This is a genomic window from Streptomyces xiamenensis (assembly GCF_000993785.3).
Taxonomy (GTDB): domain Bacteria; phylum Actinomycetota; class Actinomycetes; order Streptomycetales; family Streptomycetaceae; genus Streptomyces; species Streptomyces xiamenensis.
This window is the reverse complement of record NZ_CP009922.3, coordinates 890,216-909,644: the sequence shown is the minus strand read 5'-3', so window position 1 is coordinate 909,644 and position 19,429 is coordinate 890,216. Positions and strand designations below refer to the sequence as shown.

21 protein-coding genes are annotated in these 19,429 nt (G+C 72.7%); 11 read left to right on the top strand and 10 right to left on the bottom strand.

What is annotated here, in order from left to right; genetic code table 11:
- Positions 1-80: 80 nt before the first annotated feature.
- Both SXIM_RS04090 and SXIM_RS04085 read right to left on the bottom strand, forming a co-directional pair.
- A complete protein-coding gene (locus SXIM_RS04090) occupies positions 81-317 on the bottom strand; it encodes a hypothetical protein (RefSeq protein WP_046722966.1) in 237 nt (78 codons plus the stop codon).
- A gap of 10 nt (positions 318-327) precedes the next feature.
- A complete protein-coding gene (locus SXIM_RS04085) occupies positions 328-1,602 on the bottom strand; it encodes an inorganic phosphate transporter (protein WP_030733849.1) in 1,275 nt (424 codons plus the stop codon).
- A 218-nt stretch (positions 1,603-1,820) separates the two neighbouring features.
- Here SXIM_RS04085 and SXIM_RS04080 point away from each other — a divergent pair, with 218 nt between their 5' ends.
- The 5 genes from SXIM_RS04080 (at position 1,821) to SXIM_RS04060 (ending at position 7,594) form a co-directional block, all read left to right on the top strand.
- Positions 1,821-2,969 (top strand): alpha/beta hydrolase, encoded by a 1,149-nt coding sequence (locus SXIM_RS04080; RefSeq protein WP_046722965.1) that lies wholly within the window; start codon positions 1,821-1,823, stop codon positions 2,967-2,969.
- A 53-nt stretch (positions 2,970-3,022) separates the two neighbouring features.
- Positions 3,023-4,435, top strand: coding sequence for a hypothetical protein (locus SXIM_RS04075; RefSeq protein WP_375879707.1), 1,413 nt, complete (start codon positions 3,023-3,025; stop codon positions 4,433-4,435).
- 157 nt (positions 4,436-4,592) lie between these two features.
- On the top strand, positions 4,593-6,191 hold the full coding sequence (gene abc-f / locus SXIM_RS04070; protein WP_030733844.1) for a ribosomal protection-like ABC-F family protein: 1,599 nt from the start codon (positions 4,593-4,595) through the stop codon (positions 6,189-6,191).
- Between the two features lie 361 nt (positions 6,192-6,552).
- A complete protein-coding gene (locus SXIM_RS04065; protein ID WP_030733842.1) occupies positions 6,553-6,774 on the top strand; it encodes a helix-turn-helix domain-containing protein in 222 nt (73 codons plus the stop codon).
- A gap of 34 nt (positions 6,775-6,808) precedes the next feature.
- Entirely contained in the window at positions 6,809-7,594 is a 786-nt protein-coding gene (locus SXIM_RS04060) for an enoyl-CoA hydratase/isomerase family protein (RefSeq protein WP_046722963.1), read from the top strand.
- Between the two features lie 91 nt (positions 7,595-7,685).
- Here the strand turns inward: SXIM_RS04060 and SXIM_RS04055 are convergent, their stop codons facing one another.
- Positions 7,686-8,411, bottom strand: coding sequence for a hypothetical protein (locus SXIM_RS04055; RefSeq protein ID WP_046722962.1), 726 nt, complete (start codon positions 8,409-8,411; stop codon positions 7,686-7,688).
- 174 nt (positions 8,412-8,585) lie between these two features.
- Here SXIM_RS04055 and SXIM_RS04050 point away from each other — a divergent pair, with 174 nt between their 5' ends.
- The 5 genes from SXIM_RS04050 (at position 8,586) to amaP (ending at position 11,009) form a co-directional block, all read left to right on the top strand.
- Complete coding sequence (locus SXIM_RS04050) at positions 8,586-9,020, top strand: Asp23/Gls24 family envelope stress response protein (RefSeq protein ID WP_046725418.1); 435 nt, start codon at positions 8,586-8,588, stop codon at positions 9,018-9,020.
- A gap of 165 nt (positions 9,021-9,185) precedes the next feature.
- Positions 9,186-9,383, top strand: coding sequence for a hypothetical protein (locus SXIM_RS04045; protein ID WP_046722961.1), 198 nt, complete (start codon positions 9,186-9,188; stop codon positions 9,381-9,383).
- Positions 9,384-9,389: 6 nt separating this feature from the next.
- Positions 9,390-9,737, top strand: coding sequence for an Asp23/Gls24 family envelope stress response protein (locus SXIM_RS04040; RefSeq protein WP_030733832.1), 348 nt, complete (start codon positions 9,390-9,392; stop codon positions 9,735-9,737).
- Positions 9,734-10,405 carry a DUF6286 domain-containing protein gene (locus SXIM_RS04035; protein WP_053116079.1) on the top strand — a complete coding sequence of 224 codons (672 nt, stop codon included), beginning with the start codon at positions 9,734-9,736 and terminating at the stop codon, positions 10,403-10,405. Before SXIM_RS04040 ends, SXIM_RS04035 begins: the two co-directional genes overlap by 4 nt.
- Positions 10,406-10,412: 7 nt before the next feature.
- On the top strand, positions 10,413-11,009 hold the full coding sequence (amaP, locus tag SXIM_RS04030) for an alkaline shock response membrane anchor protein AmaP (protein WP_030733828.1): 597 nt from the start codon (positions 10,413-10,415) through the stop codon (positions 11,007-11,009).
- Positions 11,010-11,028: 19 nt separating this feature from the next.
- Here the strand turns inward: amaP and SXIM_RS04025 are convergent, their stop codons facing one another.
- Positions 11,029-11,859, bottom strand: coding sequence for an SURF1 family cytochrome oxidase biogenesis protein (locus SXIM_RS04025; protein ID WP_046722960.1), 831 nt, complete (start codon positions 11,857-11,859; stop codon positions 11,029-11,031).
- A gap of 25 nt (positions 11,860-11,884) precedes the next feature.
- Positions 11,885-12,898, bottom strand: a complete 1,014-nt coding sequence (locus SXIM_RS04020) for a DEDDh family exonuclease (RefSeq protein WP_030733824.1) — start codon at positions 12,896-12,898, stop codon at positions 11,885-11,887.
- Positions 12,899-12,989: 91 nt separating this feature from the next.
- Here SXIM_RS04020 and moaA point away from each other — a divergent pair, with 91 nt between their 5' ends.
- Positions 12,990-13,979 (top strand): GTP 3',8-cyclase MoaA, encoded by a 990-nt coding sequence (gene moaA, locus SXIM_RS04015; protein ID WP_030733822.1) that lies wholly within the window; start codon positions 12,990-12,992, stop codon positions 13,977-13,979.
- Positions 13,980-13,997: 18 nt separating this feature from the next.
- Here the strand turns inward: moaA and SXIM_RS04010 are convergent, their stop codons facing one another.
- The 5 genes from SXIM_RS04010 to SXIM_RS03990 form a co-directional block, all read right to left on the bottom strand.
- On the bottom strand, positions 13,998-14,249 hold the full coding sequence (locus tag SXIM_RS04010) for a hypothetical protein (RefSeq protein WP_046722958.1): 252 nt from the start codon (positions 14,247-14,249) through the stop codon (positions 13,998-14,000).
- A gap of 182 nt (positions 14,250-14,431) precedes the next feature.
- Positions 14,432-14,791: a DUF3099 domain-containing protein gene (locus SXIM_RS04005; RefSeq protein ID WP_078635598.1), complete on the bottom strand. Its 360-nt coding sequence runs from the start codon at positions 14,789-14,791 to the stop codon at positions 14,432-14,434.
- Positions 14,792-14,830: 39 nt separating this feature from the next.
- Positions 14,831-16,252 (bottom strand): tyrosine--tRNA ligase, encoded by a 1,422-nt coding sequence (gene tyrS, locus SXIM_RS04000; protein ID WP_030733816.1) that lies wholly within the window; start codon positions 16,250-16,252, stop codon positions 14,831-14,833.
- Between the two features lie 224 nt (positions 16,253-16,476).
- Complete coding sequence (locus SXIM_RS03995; RefSeq protein WP_046722956.1) at positions 16,477-17,895, bottom strand: metallopeptidase TldD-related protein; 1,419 nt, start codon at positions 17,893-17,895, stop codon at positions 16,477-16,479.
- The gene (locus tag SXIM_RS03990) at positions 17,892-19,415 is read right to left on the bottom strand and encodes a TldD/PmbA family protein (protein ID WP_030733812.1); all 1,524 of its coding nucleotides are present in this window, start codon (positions 19,413-19,415) and stop codon (positions 17,892-17,894) included. Before SXIM_RS03990 ends, SXIM_RS03995 begins: the two co-directional genes overlap by 4 nt.
- Positions 19,416-19,429: the final 14 nt, after the last annotated feature.

Below are 19,429 nucleotides of genomic sequence, written 5' to 3'. Positions count from 1 at the left end.
CGTAGCGGTGCCCCCGGCCCTTGTCCCGGGCCGGGGGCACCCCGGAGGAGGACGCTCGACCGAGCGCGCTCAGAACGCGATCAGAACGCGATCAGATAGATCCCGAAGACGACCGCCGCGGCACACAGCGCGAAGCAGGTGTAGGCGATCAGCTTGCTCAGCGTCACGGCGAGCCTCGGCCGGGCGGCGGCGGTCGCCGTGACGCCGTCCTGGGCGGATCCGGTGACGATGCCGACCGTGAACAGGCCGACCAGCGCCACCGTCATCAGGATGGAGACCAGGACGACCTCGCCCAGTACGGACCACTCGATGTTCATCGCTGTTACCTCAGACCGTCGTGGTGGGCTTGTCGGGTACGGACGGCTCATCGCCGGCCCGGGCGGCGGAGGCCGCCTGCGGAATCGTCACCTGGAGCGGTATGGCGACCGCCCCGGGCATCGCGGCCGGCTCCGCGTCCGCACGGCCGGCGCCACCGCCGGCCACCGGCTCGTTCACGTCGTTCACGTCGTTCACGTTCGAGTGGTCCACCGGGTCGCGCCGCGACCGCAGGAAGATGGCGGTGCTCACCACGATCAGCAGCGCCAGCACCGCGCTGACACCCCAGGTGCCCTGCTCCGCCAGCAGCGCGCCCAGCGCGCCGATGATGCCGGCGGCCGGCAGCGTCAGCCCCCACGCCACCACCATCTTGCGCGCCGTGGACCAGTGCACCACGCCGCCCTTGCGGCCCAGGCCGCAGCCCATGACCGCCCCCGAGCACACCTGGGTGGTGGAGAGCGCGAAGCCCATGTGGGAGGAGGCCAGGATCGTGGTCGCCGCGCTGGTCTGGGCCGCGAAGCCCTGCGGCGGCTGAATGTCGGTGAGGCCCTTGCCCAGCGTGCGGATGATCCGCCAGCCGCCCAGGTAGGTACCGAGCGCGATCGCGATCCCGGCCGAGGCGATCACCCACATGGGCGGATCCGAGTCCGGGGCCAGCGCCCCGCCCGCGATCAGCGCCAGGGTCATCACGCCCATCGTCTTCTGCGCGTCATTGGTGCCGTGCGCCAGGGAGACCAGCGCGGCCGAGCCGATCTGGCCCGCCCGGTACCCCTTGGACGTGGCCCGCTCATCCGCGTTGCGCGCCACCCGGTACGTCAGGCGGGTCGCCCACATCGCGGCGAACCCCGCCACCAGCGGCGCCACCAGCGCCGGCACGATCACCTTCATCACCACGGCGTCACCGTGGATGGCGTCCAGGCCCACCGAGGCGATGGTCGCCCCGATCAGTCCGCCGAACAGGGCGTGCGAGGAACTGGAGGGCAGCCCCACCAGCCAGGTGAGCAGGTTCCAGATGATGGCGCCCACCAGACCGGCGAAGATCACCTCGGGCCGGACACCCGCCGACTCGTCGATGATCCCGCCCGAGATGGTCCGCGCCACCTCGACCGACAGAAAGGCGCCGACCAGGTTGAGGACGGCCGACATGGCCACCGCCGCCTTGGGCTTCATGGCCCCGGTGGAGATGGTGGTGGCCATGGCGTTGGCCGTGTCATGGAAGCCGTTGGTGAAGTCAAATACCAAAGCCGTGACGATCACGATCGCGATCAACAGCGTGATGTGTTCCATCCACCGGACAATCAGTTCGACGGGGCAAGGCCGCGGTGAACGTAAAAGAAACAGATGAACGGAAAGTGAACTGCTGGCAGCCACCTGGTGCTGTGTCCCAAGGACCCTTGTCAGAACGGTGAATGCGCAGGTGAACGAGGCGCATTACACCCCCTTCGCACACCCTCTTCACCCCGCCCCGAGTGGCCGCGCTCCACGTCCACCCGCATGCTGGAGCCATGGTCCGGCGCACTACGGCGGCGATGACCGCCACAGCCCTGCTGGGAGCCACCGCCGCGGCAGCCGTGGCGGCGGTACGCAGCGGCAGACGAGCCACCACCCCGGTCGGCTTCACCGGCGTCCCGCTGACGGTGCATGCCACCGCCGCCGGACGCATCACCCTCACCCGCACGCTGGAAACCCTGCGCCCGGGCACGTACGCGCTGGTGGCGAGCCACGGCGACCCGCCCGCCCGGGCCGTCGTCGGTGAACTGCTCGACGTACCCGCCGGCGACCGCACCGTCGTACGCCGCCTGATCGGCACCACCCCGGAGGAGGGCCCACGGCTCACTCCCGGCACCCACGTCACCGTCACCCCGCAGCTCTACCAGGGCGACCCGCTCACGGCGCTCGGCATCCCGTACACCGACATCACCGTCCCCGGTGAACTGGGCGCACTGCCGACCTGGTGGGTCCCCGGGGACCGCGACACCTGGATCATCGCCCTGCACGGCGGACTCGGCGCCACCCGCGAACAGGCGCTCAACCTGCTGCCCCGCTGGCAGCGGGACCAGTTCCCGGTGCTGATCCCCCGCTACCGCGGCGATCCGGGCGGTCCCGGCGCCCCTCGCACCCGCCAGGACAGGAACCGGTTCGGCGCCGCCGAATGGCACGACGCCGACGCCGCCATCCGGCACGCCCTGCACCTGGGCGCCAGCCGGGTGATCCTGCACGGCTGGTCCACCGGCGCCACCATGGCCCTGTACGCCGCCGCCCACTCCCCGCTCGCCCGCCACGTCGCCGGACTCGTCCTCGACTCACCCGTCCTGGACCGGGCCGCCACCCGGCGCGCGCTGGCCGCCCGGCGCGGTGTCCCCACCCCGCTGCTGCCGCTGGCCGTCGCCGGCGCCCAGGGCGGGCTCCTGCCGCACGACGCCGACCCGCCGCCGCTGATCACCGGGCCACACGGCAAGCCGCTGCCGGTGCTCATCCTGCACGGCCCCGGCGACACCGTGGCCCCCTGGGACGCCTCCCGGGCCCTGGCCGCACGGCACCCCGAGGCCGTCGTCCTGCACACCGTCCGACAGGCCGAGCACGCCGCCATGTGGAACGCCGACCCGGCCGACTACGAGGACGTCCTGCGGCGCTTTGTCACCCCCCTCATGTGAGCGCGGACGACCGCCGTTTGGGCTTTCGAGCCCTCAGCGGTGAAACTGCTCGGGTGACGTCCCGAACTCCGCGCGAGCCCCGGTTGCACCTGGTCCCCGAAGTGCCCGCCCAGCCCGGCGCCGCGGGCCGGCGAACCCGAACCCGCCCCGCCGCACGACGCACCCCCACCCCGCCCCGCGGCATCCCGCCGCGCGCCGAGCTCGCCCGGCAGGCCCGCGACCGGCTGGCCGACGCCGTACGCGTGGCCCGCTGGGCCCAGCTCACCGGCAGCGCCCCGGACGCCGCCACCGACCGGGCCGCCGCGGCGCTGCGGCTCAGCCCCGCCCAACTGCGCGAACTGTGGGGCAACGCCCGCCTCGCCGGCCTCGTCGAACAGGGCGACCCCGGACCCGGCAGCACCGCCGGAGAGGTACGCGGCGGCTGGCGGCTGCGCGCCTGGGACAGCGACGACACCGCCGTGCTGCGCGGCTGGGTCGCCCTCTTCGACGCCTGGTCCCTGGCCCGCCCCGCCCCGGGCGACGCGGACACCACCCTGGTCGCCGAGATCATCACCGCCGTCCCGCAACTGCTCGCCTTCATGCAGCTGTCCGACGGCCCCGTCACCGCCGTGGAACTCCTGGACCTGCTGCGCCAGCGCGTCACCGAGCTGCGCGAAGGCCGGCCGGGCAGCGGGCCCGCCCCGGCCGCCGCCGCCTCGATAACCCCCGATCCCGAACTCGTACGGCTGCTGGGCTGGGCCCTGGACGCGCTCGCCGCCGTCGGCGCCCTCACCCTGCACGCCCGCTACGGCGACACCCCCGCCAGGGCCCGGCTCACCCCGCTCGGCGGCTGGGCGATGTGGACCAAGCTGGAACAGATCTGCATCGCCGCCCAGAGCCCGGCCGGCAACATCGAACAGTCTGCCGTGGGCATGCTGCGCGGCTGCGCCGGACTCACCCCCGGCCCCGCCCGCGCCGAGTACCGCGCCTGGCTGGCCGCCCGCCCCACCGGGCCCGCCGTCGACGAGCTGCTGGAGGCCGCGCGCGGCGAGGACGCCCTCATCCGCGGCCTGGCCTTCGACGCGCTGCGGGTGGTCGGCGCCCCCGCCCGCACCGCCGTACGGGCCGCCGCCGCGGAGGCCGGACTGCGGCCCTACGCGCTGCTGTGGCTGGCCGAGCACGAGGGGGAGGGCGCGGACGCCGACCCGGAGGAGGCGCCGCTGACCGTCCTCACCCGGCAGGAGGCCACCTGGCTGTGGGTGGACACCGCCTCGGCGGCCCACGAGCACGGCTCGGGACAGCTCCTGCTGGACCACCTCGACTCGGCCGTCCAGCCCTCCATCCCCGAACTGCTCACCGAGATCCGCACCTGCGGCCACCCGCACACCGTGCAGGTCCTGCTCGCGCTGGCCGCCGCCCACCCCGACCCCGCCACCGCCAAACGCGTCCGCCGGGCGGCCTTCCAGGTCCACAACGGCGGCGTCTGAGGGCGTCCCGGGGGTTTCCGGGGGCGGGCGGGGCGCGAAAAAGGTTTGCGAGCCCCCGGTAAACTACCCCGTATGGACATCTCGCTCCTCGTTGCTTAGCGGACGTACCCGCTCCACAAGAAGCTTCTGCCCGTACGTCCTCACCTGGAGTGTTCCTGTGATTACCGCAACCGGTGTCGAGCTGCGCGCCGGCGCCCGCGTTCTGATCGAATCCGCGTCCTTCCGCATCGCCCGGGGCGACCGGATCGGTCTGGTGGGCCGCAACGGCGCCGGCAAGACCACCTTGACCAAGTGCCTGGCCGGCGAGGGCATCCCGGCCGGCGGCACCATCACCCGCGGCGGCGAGACCGGCTATCTGCCGCAGGACCCGCGCACCGGCGACCTCGACGTGCTCGCCCGCGACCGGGTGCTCTCCGCCCGCGGCCTGGACACCGTGCTGCGCGGCATGCGCGAGAACGAGCAGCGGATGGCCACCGGCAAGGGCGCCACCCGCGAGCGCGCCATGAAGAAGTACGAGCGTCTGGAGACCGAGTTCCTCACCAAGGGCGGGTACGCCGCCGAGGCCGAGGCGGCCACCATCGCCGCCAGCCTCGGCCTGCCCGACCGGGTGCTCGGCCAGCCCCTGCACACCCTCTCCGGCGGCCAGCGGCGCCGCGTCGAGCTGGCCCGCATCCTCTTCTCGGACGCCGACACCCTGCTGCTCGACGAGCCCACCAACCACCTGGACGCCGACTCCATCGCGTGGCTGCGGGACTTCCTGAAGACCTACCGGGGCGGGCTCGTGGTCATCTCCCACGACATCGAGCTGGTGGAGACCGTCGTCAACAAGGTCTTCTACCTCGACGCCACCCGCTCCCAGATCGACATCTACAACATGGGCTGGAAGCAGTACCTGGCCCAGCGCGAGGCGGACGAGCGGCGCCGCAAGCGCGAGCGCGCCAACGCCGAGAAGAAGGCCGCCGCCCTCAACGCCCAGGCCGACAAGATGCGCGCCAAGGCCACCAAGACCGTCGCGGCCCAGAACATGGCCCGCCGCGCCGAGCGGCTGCTGTCCGGCCTGGAGGAGGCACGGCAGCAGGACAAGGTCGCCAAGCTGCGCTTCCCCGACCCCGCCCCGTGCGGCAAGACCCCACTGATGGCCGAGGGCCTGTCCAAGTCGTACGGCTCGCTGGAGATCTTCACCGATGTCTCGCTCGCCATCGACAAGGGCTCCCGGGTGGTGATCCTGGGCCTCAACGGCGCGGGCAAGACCACCTTGCTGCGGCTGCTGGGCGGCGTGGAGAAGCCCGACACCGGCCAGGTCACTCCCGGCCACGGGCTCAAGCTCGGGTACTACGCCCAGGAGCACGAGACGCTGGACCCCGAGCGCACCGTGCTGGAGAACATGCGCACGGCCGCCCCCGACATGGACCTGGTGGCCATCCGCAAGACGCTGGGCTCCTTCCTGTTCTCCGGCGACGACGTGGACAAGCCGGCCGGGGTGCTCTCCGGCGGCGAGAAGACCCGGCTGGCCCTGGCCACCCTGGTCGTCTCCTCCGCCAATGTGCTGCTGCTGGACGAGCCCACCAACAACCTCGACCCGGCCAGCCGCGAGGAGATCCTGGGCGCGCTGCGCACCTTCACCGGCGCGGTGGTCCTGGTGACCCACGACGAGGGCGCCGTGCAGGCGCTCGAACCGGAGCGGATCATCCTGCTGCCGGACGGCGTGGAGGACCTGTGGGGCAAGGACTACCTGGACCTGGTGGCGCTCGCCTGATGACGGCCCGATCCACCGGATGTGATCATCCGGGATGGATCATTCGGCCCAGTCTTGATCCTTCATATGAGTGAGGGCGGCTCGTACCGCGGCGTGTCAGTGCGCCGGTCGTACGACCGCCCTCCTCACGTGCGCACGCCCGCCGCGCCACCTCGCTGACCAGCGGATTCGGTCCTGGCCCCGCCACACCCGCGCGGCCCGCGGCGCGAGAGTCCTCCGCCGTACGGACGCGACGCGCCGGGAAGCCGTTGTCCGCTTGTCGTACGGACATCGTCGAATGGGTGGCCAGGAAGCGGGATAGGGGTGATCATGAGAGTCAGTTCGGAGAGTCCAACAGCGCACTTCCCACGAGGAGGCACGGGTGGCCGAGACTCTGAAGAAGGGCAGCCGGGTAACCGGCGCCGCACGCGAGAAGCTCGCGGCGGACCTCAAGCGTAAATACGAATCCGGCGCGAGTATCCGGGCCCTGGCCGAGGAGACCGGCAGGTCCTACGGCTTCGTGCACCGCATGCTCAGCGAAGCCGACGTCACCCTGCGTGGCCGCGGCGGCGCGACCAGAGGAAAAAAGTCCCCGGCGGCCTGATCACACCGCCGCCGGGGGCGGATAACCTGACCCGATGACGCTGCTGGAGAAGGACGGTGTACGGGTCACCGTCGACGCCGACGGTGCCCTGGCGACCGTCACCCTGACCAACCCGGCCAAGCGCAACGCCCAGACCCCTGCCCTGTGGCGGGCGCTGGCCGAGGCCGGGCGGCGTCTGGACGGCGCCGTACGGGTCGTCGTGCTGCGCGCCGAAGGGGTTTCCTTCTCCGCCGGTCTCGACCGGCGGGCGTTCACCCCAGAGGGCATCGACGGTGAGGTGTCCTTCCCCGCCCTGGCCCGCCGCCCGGACGGGGAGATCGACGCCGTCATCGCCGAGTACCAGGAGGCGTTCACCTGGTGGCGCCGCAGCGACCTGATCAGCGTCGCCGCCGTGCAGGGGCACGCCATCGGCGCGGGCTTCCAGCTCGCCCTCGCCTGCGATCTGCGGATCTGCGCCGACGACGTCGCTTTCGCGATGCCCGAGACCACCCTGGGCCTGGTGCCCGATCTCGGTGGCACCAAGCCGCTGGTCGAACTGCTGGGCTATCCGCGTGCGCTGGAGGTGTGTGCCACCGGCCGCACCCTCCACGCCGAGGAGGCCGAGCGCACCGGCCTGGCCAATCTGGTGGTCCCGGCGGCGGAACTGGCCGCCGCCATCGAGGACCTGACCACCGCGCTGCTCGCCGCACCGCGCGCGGCGGTGACCGAGACCAAGGCACTGCTGGCGGCGGCGTCCGCCCACACCCCCGAGGTACAGCGCGAGGCCGAACGCGCCGCCCAGACCCGCCGGCTGCGGGACCTGACCGGCCTGGGCGAGTGAGCGCACGGTCCGAGCCGGCGGCCTCCGGTGGGGCACCTCCCGGTGCCGGCCGGGGGAGCGGCCCGACCAGCGAAGACCCGAAAGAGACGGCCTAACCGGCGGACGGCAGCTGACCGTCTGGCACCACGTCGGTCACCACGGCGGACACCCGCACCGGGCCCGGCGCCTCGTCGTCCAGCGCGGCGGCGGCGGCCAGCCGGGCCTCCCGGACGACGTCCAGCACCCGGCGGCCGTCCGTCACCGCAAGCACCAGCCGGACCAGCCGGCACGGCGGCTCCGCGCTGTCGGTGATCTCGACGCGGTGCGGCAGCGCGTACACCCCGGGCACCACCCGCACCGCCGCGGCCACCGCGCCCCCGCCCGCGCGGTCCGCCGGCCCCGGCGCCGTCGCGGTCACCTCCGGCCCGCCGGCCTCCCCGGCATCCTCGATCAGCCCGGCCACCCGCAGATCGATGGTGGCCACCGCGAGCCCCAGCCGGTCGCGGGCCGCCTGGGCCAGCGCCAGCCGCAGCGCATTGGCGTACTCGGGCAGCGGCTGGTGCACCGGGGCCGCCACGGTGGCCGTCATGGCCAGCGGACCGGGTGGCAGCGCGCTGGCCGGCGGGGGCACCGCCGCGGGCGCCGGCTCCGGCTCGGTGACCGCGAGCCGCAACTCCTCGACGCGCGCCGCGGGTACCGCCGCCGCCACCGCCCGGCGCAGCGCCCCGGCGGCCGCCCGCTCCGCCAGCCACGCCCCGTCGGCCGCCGAACCGAGCGGCACCAGCCGCCCCAGTTCCACCTGCTGACGTACCGCGTGCAACAGCCGCTCGTCGCTCATCGTCCGCATCCCTTCGCCGCGACCAGCATGCGCCATGCGTGGAGCGGCGTGTCAGCGGGCACGCGTAGGGTTGCCGGCGGACGGTGAATTGACCACCGTTCGGATGATGTGGATGTCGAAGTGGGGTGAGGTTCCGTGTCCGATACCGAAACCGAGGTCGGGACGACGACCGAGCTGCCCGGCAAGTCCCTCGCGGGGCGCCGTGGCACCGGCGATCCCGCCACCCGGGGGCGCACCACCATCGCCGACGGCGTGGTGGCCAAGATCGCCGGGATGGCGGCCCGGGACGTGGTGGGCGTGCACGCGATGGGCAGCGGCCTCGCCCGCACGTTCGGCGCCGTACGGGACCGGGTGCCTGGCAGCGGCAAGTCCGCCACCCGGGGCGTCAAGGCCGAGGTCGGGGAGGTGCAGACGGCGCTCGATCTGGAGATCGTCGTCGAGTACGGGGTCTCCATCGGCGATGTGGCGCGCACCGTCCGGGAGAATGTGATCACCGCGGTGGAGCGCATGACCGGACTGGAAGTGGTCGAGGTCAATATCGCCGTGGTGGATGTGAAGTTGCCCGACAGCGAGGAAGATGACGAGGACTCCCGCCCGGCGTTGCACTAGGGCTTGTCCGACGGATAGCGCCGTTAAGGCCCGCGGTGTCTGGTGCTGGGGGCACCTCCCGGCCGCCAGGCTGGGGGAGAGACGCGGGCCAGGCGGGATCCGTCGGACAAGCCCTGGGACAGCACCAGGGGTTACCGGGGCGTCGCGCGGCGAAGGAGCGGACGGATGAGCATGGCGGTGGTCGGCATGGTGGCCGGCATGGCACTGGGATTCGCCGGGTATTTCGGCGGATTCGGGGCCTTCTTGCTGGTCGCGGCGTTGGGAGCGATCGGGTTCGTGGCCGGCCGGTTCGCCGACGGCGACCTGGAGCCCGGGGACTTCTTCCGGGTCAGGGACCGCGGCGAGCGGGATCGGCGGAGGTGAGATCCGATGACATCGGTGGTGCCCGCCGCTGAGCGCGGCGCGACCCGGATCACCGAGCGCGTGGTGGCCAAGCTCGCGGCCCAGGCCGCGCGCGAGGCACTCGGCCGCCCCGCGCCCGGCGCGCGGCCCTCCGCCACGGCGGTGCTGCGCCCCACCCGGGGCCCGGCCAGGATCCGGGTCGCCGTGGAACTGTCCTACCCCTCCGACATCGGCGCCCAGTGCGGGGCGGTGCGCCGGCAGATCGTCTTGCGGATGAAGGAGCTGGCCGACCTCGACGCACCGGAGGTGGCCGTCGACGTGGAACGGCTGCACTCGGCGGAGTCGCGCGGCGCGAGTGCGGGGAGAGTCCGGTGAGCGAGGAGCGGCCGGTCTCCCTGGCCAAGGAGCCGGAGAAGGAGCCGCAGCCGGACGTCACCCCCGCCGGTGGCATGGCCGTGTCCTCCTCGGCGGCGCGCTACGAACCGGAGGGCGTCGGCGGCCAGGAGCCGGCCGGCCGCTTCTGGTCGGTGCGCCGCTGCCCGGCCGCGTTCGTGGCCCTCGTCCTGCTCCTGGCCGCCGCCCTGCTGCTGTACGACGTCGCCTCGGTGCGCGCCGACCGCCCGGTCGGTGCCTGGCGGCGACGGCTCGCCGACGAGTTCGCCACCCGCCCCCTGGACGACCCGTGGGTGATCGCGGCGGCCGGGTCCGCCGTGGTCCTCGGGCTGGTGCTGATCGTGCTGGCCCTGACCCCGGGGCTGCGCGGGCTGCTGCCCATGCGCCGGGACAGCGCGGTGCTGCGTGCCGGCATAGAGCGCCGCGCGGCGGCCGTGGTGCTGCGTGACCGAGGGCTCCAGGTGCCGGGGGTGCGGGCGGTACGCGTCCGGGTCGGCCGGCGGCGGGTGCGGGTCCGGGCGCAGGCGCACTTCCGGGATCTGCACGAGGTGCGGGCCGATCTCGACGAGGTCCTGGAGGACGGCATCGCCGGGCTCGGCCTGGCCAGACAACCGGCGCTGACCGTCCAGGTCCGCCGGCCGAAGGGATGAGACCACGATGCTGCGGATCACCAACCGGATCCTGCTCGCCCTGACCGGTCTAGGTCTGCTGACCGTCGGCCTCGCCGTGCTGTTCGCGGCCCTCGACCTGCCCGGCCGCTGGGGCATCACCCTGCCGTCCGGCTACACCTGGCGCGGCCCGGGCAACGTCCTGCTGGGCGCGGACGGCCGGACCCGCTGGCACGAGGCGGGCTGGTTCTGGCCGGTGGTCCTGGGCCTGCTCGGCCTGCTGGTGCTGCTGGCCCTGTGGTGGCTGCTCGCCCAGCTGCGCCGCCGGCGGCTGAGCGAGATCCTGGTGGACAGCGAGGACGGAGTGGGCGCGCTGCTGCGCGGGCAGGCGATGGAGGAGGTCGTGAGGGCCGAGGCGGAGTCGCTGCCGGGCATCGACCACGCGACGGTCACCCTCACCGGCCGTCGCACCGAGCCCCGGGCCCGGGTGGGTCTGCTGCTCTCCCCGCAGGCCGAACCGGCGGACGTGGTCCGGCGGCTGGAGGCCGAGGCGCTCGCCCACGCCGGCCGCTCGGCCGGTCTGGAGTCCCTGCCCACGGAGGTCCGGCTGCGCGCGGCGAAGCATCCGCCGGAGCGCGTCAGCTGACCTGTCCCCTACGGGCGCCTCAACCGCCGGTGGCGGCGGCCGGTTCCCTGTGCGGGGCGGGGGAGGGAGCGGGTGTCCGGTGCTGCTTCCCGGCCTCCGCCTCGCGGTCCTTGACCTCGCGGCGCAGCAGGATGATCCATCCCGCCGGGACACCGGCGGCGAAGATCCACCACTGGATGGCGTAGGCGAAGTGCGCGCCGATCCCGGTGTGGTCGGGGGCGTCGCGCGGCAGCGGCGCGCCCTCCGCCCCGTCGGCGGGTGAGCTGTCCGTCAGGTCGATGAACCCGGCGAGCATCGGCGTGCCCAGCGCCTCGGCGCGCTGTTCGCTGTTGACCAGCATCACCATGCGCTCCGGCAGGCCGGGCCGGTCCTTGATGCCGGTGTTCGCGGTGGTCTCGTCCACCATCAGCCGCCCGGTCACCGTGATCTCGCCGGCCGGCGGGTCCGGCACCTCGGGCGCCACCGTCACATCGCCGCCGGCCGGCACCCAGCCGCGGTTGACGAGCACCGCCGTGCCGTCGTCCTGGAGCAGCGGGGTCAGCACCAGATAGCCGACCTCGTCGTTCGGCCCGGTTCTGGAGCGGGTCAGCACCTCGTGACCGGCGTCGTACACGCCGGTGGCGGTCACCGGCCGGAAGCGGTCCTCCGGGTCCGGGCCGGTGCCCACCGAGGTCAGCTCGGTCATCGGCACCACGGGTGCCGCCAGGCTCTGGGAGATCAGATCGTTCCGGGCGACCCGCTGCTCATGCCGGTGCAGCTGCCAGAAGCCCAGCCAGACGAAGGCCGGGATCAGCGCGAGTGCGACCAGCGTGAGAGTCACCCACTGCCGCGTCAGCAGAAAGCGGTACACGGCTGACGACGTTACCCGAACGTGGTCAGACCTCCGGCGCCGGGGCCACCTCCCGCAGCAGATGCGTGAACGCCGCCTCGTCCAGCACCGGAGTGCCGTACGCCCTGGCCTTCGCCACCTTGCTGGTGGGTGCCTGCGGGTCGTTGGTGACCAGCACACTGGTCAGCCGGGACACGCTGGTGGCGATGTGCAGACCGGCCTCGAACGCCTGGTCCTCCAGCAGTTCCCGGTCCACCGAGGTGTCCCCGGAGAACGCGACCCGCATGCCCTGGGTCAGCCGCCCGCCCGGCTCGTAGCGGCCCGGGTTGGGGTACGGGCACGGCGGGCGCCGCTTCGCCGCCCGCCACCCGGGCTGCCAGCCCGCCCCGCTGCCGCCGGACGCCCGTGCCGCGCCGCCCGACGCGGCCTGCGGCCAGTCGGTGACCGGCAGACACGCCAGCAGCGGAAGCGGCAGCCGCAGCCGCGCGGCCCGCTCCAGGCTGGGCCGGAACGCCTCCGCCAGCACCCGTGCGTCGTCCAGCGCGTGGTGCGCGCGCCGCTGCTCCACCCCGAAGTGGGCGGCGAGCGTCTCCAGGCGGTGGTTGGCCAGCGGCAGGCCCAGCGCCTTGGACAGCTGGATGGTGCACAGCCGCTGCTCCACCGGCGCCACGCGCTTGGCCCGCGCGTACTCGCGGGCGATCATCTTCCAGTCGAAGACGGCGTTGTGGGCGACCAGCACCCGCCCTTCGAGGCGTTGCGCGAAATCGCCGGCGATCTCGGCGAACAGCGGCGCGTCGGCCAGCATGTCGCTGGTCAGCCCGTGAATCCAGGTCGGGCCCGGGTCACGCTCCGGGTTGACCGGCGTGTACCAGTGATCCTCCACCTCCCCCCTGGCGGTCAGTCGGTAGACCGCCGCCGATACGATCCGGTCATCCGGTGCGAGCCCCGTGGTCTCCACATCCACCACCGCGTACCCGCCGGGGTATCCGGTGGGCCAGGGCACGCCCGCCGCCTGCTGTGCGGGAACCTCAACTGTGGTTGCCTGGTGGTCTTCGAGCATGGTCCCTGAGGATACGGGCCGCCACCGACAGCGCCCCCACCGCCGCCGGGAGTTGACCGCCCTGTCACAGGGGTGACGTACCCTGCCAAACATGTTGTCGGACACCTACGGCCGCGTCGCCACCGATCTGCGGGTCTCCCTGACCGACCGTTGCAATCTGCGGTGCACCTATTGCATGCCGGAAGAGGGCCTGCGCTGGCTGTCCAAGCCCGAACTGCTGACCGACGACGAGATCGTCCGCCTGGTGACCGTCGCCGTGCGGGAACTCGGCGTCACCGAGGTCAGGTTCACCGGCGGTGAGCCGCTGCTGCGCCCGGGTCTGGTGTCCATCGTGGAGCGGTGCGCCGCGCTGTCACCCCGCCCCCGGCTCTCGGTGACCACCAACGGCATCGGCCTGGAACGGGTGGCGGGCGCGCTGCGCGCCGCGGGCCTGGACCGGGTCAATGTGTCCCTGGACACCCTCGACGCGGACACCTTCCGCACCCTCACCCGCCGCGACCGGCACGCCGACGTGCTGCGCGGTCTCGCCGCCGCCCGCGCCGCCGGGCTCGACCCGGTCAAGGTCAACACCGTGCTCATGCCCGGCGTCAACGACACCGAGGCCGCGGACCTGCTGGCCTGGGCCATCGCGCACGACTACGAACTGCGCTTCATCGAACAGATGCCCCTGGACCCGCAGCACGGCTGGCAGCGCGACACCATGGTCACCGCGCAGGACATCCTGCGCGACCTCGCCGCCCGCTTCACCCTCGTCCCCGAGAGCGAGGCGGCACGCGGCGCCGCGCCCGCCGAACGCTGGGTGGTGGACGGCGGACCGCACCGGGTCGGGGTGATCGCCTCCGTCACCCGGCCGTTCTGCCGCACCTGCGACCGCACGCGGCTGACGGCCGACGGGCAGGTGCGTACCTGCCTGTTCGCCCGTGAGGAGTCCGATCTGCGCGGTGCGCTGCGCGACGGCGCCGACGACGCGCAGCTGGCCGCGCGCTGGCGCACCGCGATGTGGGGCAAGAAGGCCGGCTCCGGGCTCGATGACCCGTCCTTCCTCCAGCCGCAGCGCCCCATGTCCGCCATCGGCGGCTGAGGCGCCCGCGCCCGCCGGTCAGCCCTCTCCGGAGCGCTCGGCCGCCTGCCACTGTGCGAGCGGCACCACGTCCTTCAAGAACCCGCGCACGCTCAGGAACTGCGCGAGATGCTCACGGTGTTCCTCGCACGCCAGCCAGGTCTTGCGGCGCTCGGGGGTGTGGAGTTTCGGATTGTTCCAGGCCACGACCCAGGCGGCGGGCGCACGGCAGCCCTTGGCGGAACAGATCAGCGGATCATCGCTGGTGGGTTCATCGGACACGGAATCCATCCAACACCCTGACTCCGGACATGGCGACGCCGGGCAGCCACGGGGGGAGCCGCCCGGCGTCGGTCCGTCGCTCCGACGGGGGATACGGAGCGCTCTTGAAGTATGACATGCAATGCACGCCGGTGTGCAGCCGAACAGCCCAATTTCCGTTGAGCTTTTCTTGAGCTTCGCAACTGAATACATCAAGGAGCTTGTTCGCGCTGTCTGTTGGTCTCCGGTGCGGAATCCGTCACCGGTGGCAGCGCCGATCGGGAAGCGCTGGTGATGAAGGTGGACGGCATGGCCGGAGAGTTTTCCCGGCCCGCATTCGCGATCACCACCGCGATGTACGGCATGACCGTTCCCACCGCCAGAGTTGCGACCGCAAGCGGCCTGCTGAGGTCCCACAGCACGAATGTGAGAAGGACCGCAGCCGTACGGATCAACATGGAAATGACATAACGTCGCTGCCGGCCGCGCACATCCTCCGCAAGCCCGCGCCGGGCCCCGGTGATCCGGTAAACGGACGCATCCGGGGCCCCGCTCCGCCGCCACCGCGCCATGCCGCACACTCCTCACTCGGAGCCGGCCGCCGCCCTGGATCAGCGGCGCACCAGCAGTGCGAGCTTACGCCCGGCCTTCAGGTACACCCCGGCCGGCCGCTCCCCGGTGTCCTGCGCGGCGGTCGCCTCCTCGGCCACCTCCGCCAGCGACCGGGTCACCGCCGCCTCGCCCAGCACCTGGGCACGCTGCTCGCCGTCGCCGTACTCCAGCACCAGCCGCAGCGCGTTCTGCTTGGCCAGCCGACGCGCCGCCGACGAGGACGCGGTGAACTCCAGCACCTTCGTCAGCACCGTGTCGACGCGCTCCGCGCCGTGCTCGGCCAGCTCGACCTCGGGCAGCGCGGCCACCTCGGTGAAGCTCTTCTTCGAGAACTGGGCGGTGAATCCGGCCCGCGCCGCCATCGCCGACTCCACCCCGTACAGCGCGGCCACCATCTCCCCGGCCAGCACCTTCTTCAGGTCCATCGGGTGCAGCGAACCGTCCGCCACCCGGGCCAGCGCCCCGGTGATCTCCGGATCGGTCCACTCGGTCCACGCGCGCAGGTAGGGCTCCATCAGCCGGTCGGGCACCGACATGATCTTGCCGAACACATCGTCGGCCGGCGCCGAGAGCCCCACGTAGTTGCCCTTGGACTTCGACATCTTGGCCCCGGTGCCGTCGGTGCCCTCCACCAGCGGCATCGTCACCACCAGCTGCGGCTTCAGCCCGTAGATCTCCATCACGCGGCGGCCCATCTGCATGTTCAGCAGCTGGTCCACCCCGCCCAGCTCGATGTCCGCGTCGATCTCGGCCGAGTCGATCGCCATCGCCACCGGGTAGATCAGCTCCGACATGGTCAGCCCGTGGCCGCCCTCCAGGCGGGTGCGGAAGTCCTCGCGCTGGAGCAGCGAGGACGCCGGCACCTGTGCCAGCACCCCGATCAGCTTCGGCAGCGTGATCCCGGTCAGCCACTCGCTGTTGTGCCGGAACTCCACCCGCTCGAAGTCGAAGAACGGCTTCACCTGGCCCCGGTAGCCGGCCAGGTTCGCCGCGATGTCCTCGTCCGACAGCGGCGGCCGCTCCGCGGAACGCCCCGACGGGTCGCCGATCTTCGCCGTGATGTCGCCGATGATCAGCGTCACCCGGTGGCCCATCCGCTGGAAGCGGCTGAGCACGATTACCGGCACGGCGTGCCCCAGGTGCACGTCGGCCGCCGTCGGGTCGATGCCGAGCTTCACGTGCAGCCCGCGCCCCTCGGCCCGCGCCGCCTCGATGTCCGCCGCCAGCTTGTCCACCGACGGCAGCACCTCGACCGCGCGGGCCGCGATCAGCTCCGCCTGTTCCCTCGCCGGCAGATCGGTCAGGTCCAGATAACGCCGCGATCCCGTCTCCTCCAGCAGCTGCCGCACGGTGGTGTCGGAGGAGAGGTCCTGCGCGAGCAGCGCGGATGCGCGCTGCACGGAGTCGCCGAGGCGTGTCACGTTCAGTCCTGAAGGTCGACGGTCGGAAAGGAAAACAAGAACAACAGGCAGAGTCTAAGGGCTGTCCCGTCATCCGCGCCGGGCCAGCGCACGGTGTCAGACGCGGTGCATCGCAAGGCGCTGGATGGCCCCCGTACCGGGCGTACTCGGGCGGTCCGGCAACGCGGCGAGGTGCCGTGGCCGGCGCCGTGCGCCCGGCGGGGAGGACGGGACAGCCCTTGTGGTCACACCCCGGGGCTCACCGAGCTCATGTTGAAGCCCGGCACCCGCAGCGCGGGCATCGCGGTCCGCGGGAAGTAGTCGCCCCACTCCCGCGACCGGGTCACCTCGGTGCGCCCTGCCTCGGTGGCCCGGGCCAGGATGTCCACCGGGGACTCGTTGAAGCGGAAGTTGTTCACCACCCCCGCCACCTCCCCGTTCTCCACCAGGTACACCCCGTCGCGGGTCAGTCCGGTCAGCAGCAGGGTGGCCGGATCGACCTCGCGGATGTACCACAGCGAGGTGATCAGCAGGCCCCGCTCGGTGTCCGCCACCAGCTCGTCGAGGGAACGGGTCCCCCCGGCCTCCAGCAGCAGGTTGTCGGTCAGCGGCGCCACCGGCAGCCCGGTCACCTCCGCCGAGTCCCGGGTGGTCGGCAGCTGCCGCAGCACCCCGTCCCGCACCCAGTCGGTACGACCCAGCGGCAGCCCGTTGTCGAACACCGACACCTCGGGGGTCAGACCACCCCCCGAGGCGTGCGCGATCAGGAACGGCGCCGCCTCCACCCCGGCCGCCGCCGGATCGCTGTACAGGTCCACCGGCAGCCCGGACAGTTTCTCGCCCACCCGGGTGCCGCCGCCCGCGCGGCTGAACACCGTACGGCCGTCGTGGGACCGTCGCGCGTCCGCCGTCCAGTACAGGTAGATCAGCAGATCGGCCACCGAGGACGGCGGCAGCAGCGTCTCGTACCGCCCGGCGGGCAGGTCCACCCGCCGCTCCGCCCAGCCCAGCCGCCGTGCCAGGTCCGCCTCCAGAGCGGCCACGTCCACGTCCGAGAAGTCGGCGGTGGGCACCGTCACATAGGAGGAGCGGGTACGGTCCGGGGACTTCGCGTTGATCTCCACGTGCCCGGCCCGCTGGTCGTGCCGCAGCCGCAGCCCGCCCGAGGTGCCCAGGTAGGTGGAGGTGATGTCGTGGCTGGCGAAACCGAACAGCTCCCGGTCCGCCGCCCGTGAGCGGGCGAAGCTCTCGCCGAGCGCCGGCGCGAACTCCGCGAAGATCTCCGGCGAGGTGACCTGCGGCTCCTCCGTGAAGCCGCCATCCGCGCCCGCCGGCGCGCCGTCCCCGGTCAGCAGCGGCCGGGCGTCCTCGGCGGCCGGCGCCTGCCGCGCGGCCTCTTCGGCGGCCCGCACCAGCGGTTCCAGATCGGCGTCGGTCACCGCGCCCTGCGAGACCACCCCGGCGGCGGTGCCCCGCGCCCCGTCCACCGTGGCGATGACGGTCAGTGTCCGGCCCCGGGTGACCCCGTTGGTGGTCAGCGAGTTGCCCGCCCAGCGCAGATTGGCGCTGGAGTTCTCCTCCGCGAGCACCACCAGACCATCGGCGCGCGACAGTCCCAGCGCCCGCTCCACGATCTCGTGCGGCCTGCTGTTCTTCCCGCTCATCGGCCCGCCTCCGCGGTGGTGTTGAGAATGTTGACGCCCCGGAACAGCGCGGACGGGCAGCCGTGCGAGACCGCCGCCGCCTGGCCCGGCTGGGCCTTGCCGCACATGAAGGTGCCGCCCAGCACATAGGTCTGCGGCCCGCCGACCGCCTCCATCGAGCCCCAGAAGTCGGTGGTCGTGGCCTGGTAGGCGACGTCCCGCAGCTGGCCGGCCAGCCGGCCGTTCTCGATCCGGAAGAACCGCTGCGCCGTGAACTGGAAGTTGTAGCGCTGCATGTCGATGGACCACGAGTTGCGGCCCACCGCGTAGATGCCGCGCTCCACCCCGGCGATCAGCCCCGCCGTATCCGGCCCCTGCGGGTCCGGCTGGAGCGAGACGTTCGCCATCCGCTGGATCGGCACATGGGAGGAGGAGTCCGCGAACGCGCAGCCGTTGGAGCGGTCGAAACCCTGCAGCCGCGCCGTGCGCCGGTCCATCTGGTACCCGACCAGGGTGCCGTCCCTGACCACGTCCCAGGACTGGGTGCGCACCCCCTCGTCGTCGAAGCCGGTGGTCGCCAGGCCGTGCTCGACGGTGCGGTCACCCGTCACATTCATCAGCGGCGAGCCGTACTTCAGCTTCCCCAACTGGTCGAAGGTCGCGAACGAGGTGCCCGCGAAGGCCGCCTCGTAGCCCAGGGCCCGGTCCAGCTCGGTCGCGTGCCCGATCGACTCGTGGATGGTGAGCCACAGATTCGACGGGTCCACCACCAGGTCGTACGCGCCGGCCTCCACCGACGGCGCGGCCAGCTTCTCGGCCAGCAGCGACGGGATCTGCTCCAGATCCGCGTCCCAGTCGTACCCGGTGCCGGTCAGGTACTCCCAGCCGCGCCCGGCGGGCGGCGCCAGGGTGTTCATGGTGTCGAACCGGCCGCTCGCGGAATCCACGGCGGTCGCGGTCAGCTCGGGATTGATCCGCACCCGCTGCTGCGTGGTGACGGTACCGGCGGTGTCGGCGTAGAACTTGTTCTCCTGGACCGCCCACAGCCGGGTGTCCACGTAACTGATCCCCGGCGCCGCCAGCAGCCGCTCGCTCCAGTCGGCGAACAGCGCGGTCTTCTCCGCGTCGGGGATGTCGAAGGGGTTGATCTCGTAGGAGGAGACCCAGGTCTGCTCGCCGTAGGAGGGCTCGGGGGCCAGCTCCACCCGGGCGGTGGACCCGGACGCCGCGCTGATCTTCGCCGACAGCTTCGCCATCGCCACGGCCTGCCCGGCGACCCTCGCGGCGGCGTCCATCGTCAGATCGACACCGGCGGCGAAACCCCAGCTGCCGCCGTGCACCACCCGGACCGCGTATCCGGTGTCGGTGACGTCCGAGGAGCCGGCCGGACGGGCGTTGCGCAGCATCCAGTTGGCGCTGCGCACCCGCTCGAAGCGGAAGTCCGCGTGCTCGGCGCCCAGCGCCTTCGCCCGCGCGAGGGCGGCATCGGCGAGCTGTCGCAGCGGAAGCGCGAGGAAGCTCTCATCGATGGATGGGGGCACAGTCTCTCCTGTCC

What these genes read in the sequence shown, in the direction of transcription:
- SXIM_RS04090 (WP_046722966.1), bottom strand. Translation starts at nt 317, where the DNA reads ATGAACATCGAGTGGTCCGTACTGGGCGAGGTCGTCCTGGTCTCCATC.
- SXIM_RS04085 (WP_030733849.1), bottom strand. Translation starts at nt 1,602, where the DNA reads ATGGAACACATCACGCTGTTGATCGCGATCGTGATCGTCACGGCTTTG.
- SXIM_RS04080 (WP_046722965.1), top strand. Translation starts at nt 1,821, where the DNA reads ATGGTCCGGCGCACTACGGCGGCGATGACCGCCACAGCCCTGCTGGGA.
- SXIM_RS04060 (WP_046722963.1), top strand. Translation starts at nt 6,809, where the DNA reads ATGACGCTGCTGGAGAAGGACGGTGTACGGGTCACCGTCGACGCCGAC.
- SXIM_RS04055 (WP_046722962.1), bottom strand. Translation starts at nt 8,411, where the DNA reads ATGAGCGACGAGCGGCTGTTGCACGCGGTACGTCAGCAGGTGGAACTG.
- SXIM_RS04045 (WP_046722961.1), top strand. Translation starts at nt 9,186, where the DNA reads ATGAGCATGGCGGTGGTCGGCATGGTGGCCGGCATGGCACTGGGATTC.
- SXIM_RS04040 (WP_030733832.1), top strand. Translation starts at nt 9,390, where the DNA reads ATGACATCGGTGGTGCCCGCCGCTGAGCGCGGCGCGACCCGGATCACC.
- amaP (WP_030733828.1), top strand. Translation starts at nt 10,413, where the DNA reads ATGCTGCGGATCACCAACCGGATCCTGCTCGCCCTGACCGGTCTAGGT.
- SXIM_RS04020 (WP_030733824.1), bottom strand. Translation starts at nt 12,898, where the DNA reads ATGCTCGAAGACCACCAGGCAACCACAGTTGAGGTTCCCGCACAGCAG.
- moaA (WP_030733822.1), top strand. Translation starts at nt 12,990, where the DNA reads ATGTTGTCGGACACCTACGGCCGCGTCGCCACCGATCTGCGGGTCTCC.
- SXIM_RS04010 (WP_046722958.1), bottom strand. Translation starts at nt 14,249, where the DNA reads ATGGATTCCGTGTCCGATGAACCCACCAGCGATGATCCGCTGATCTGT.
- SXIM_RS04005 (WP_078635598.1), bottom strand. Translation starts at nt 14,791, where the DNA reads ATGGCGCGGTGGCGGCGGAGCGGGGCCCCGGATGCGTCCGTTTACCGG.
- SXIM_RS03995 (WP_046722956.1), bottom strand. Translation starts at nt 17,895, where the DNA reads ATGAGCGGGAAGAACAGCAGGCCGCACGAGATCGTGGAGCGGGCGCTG.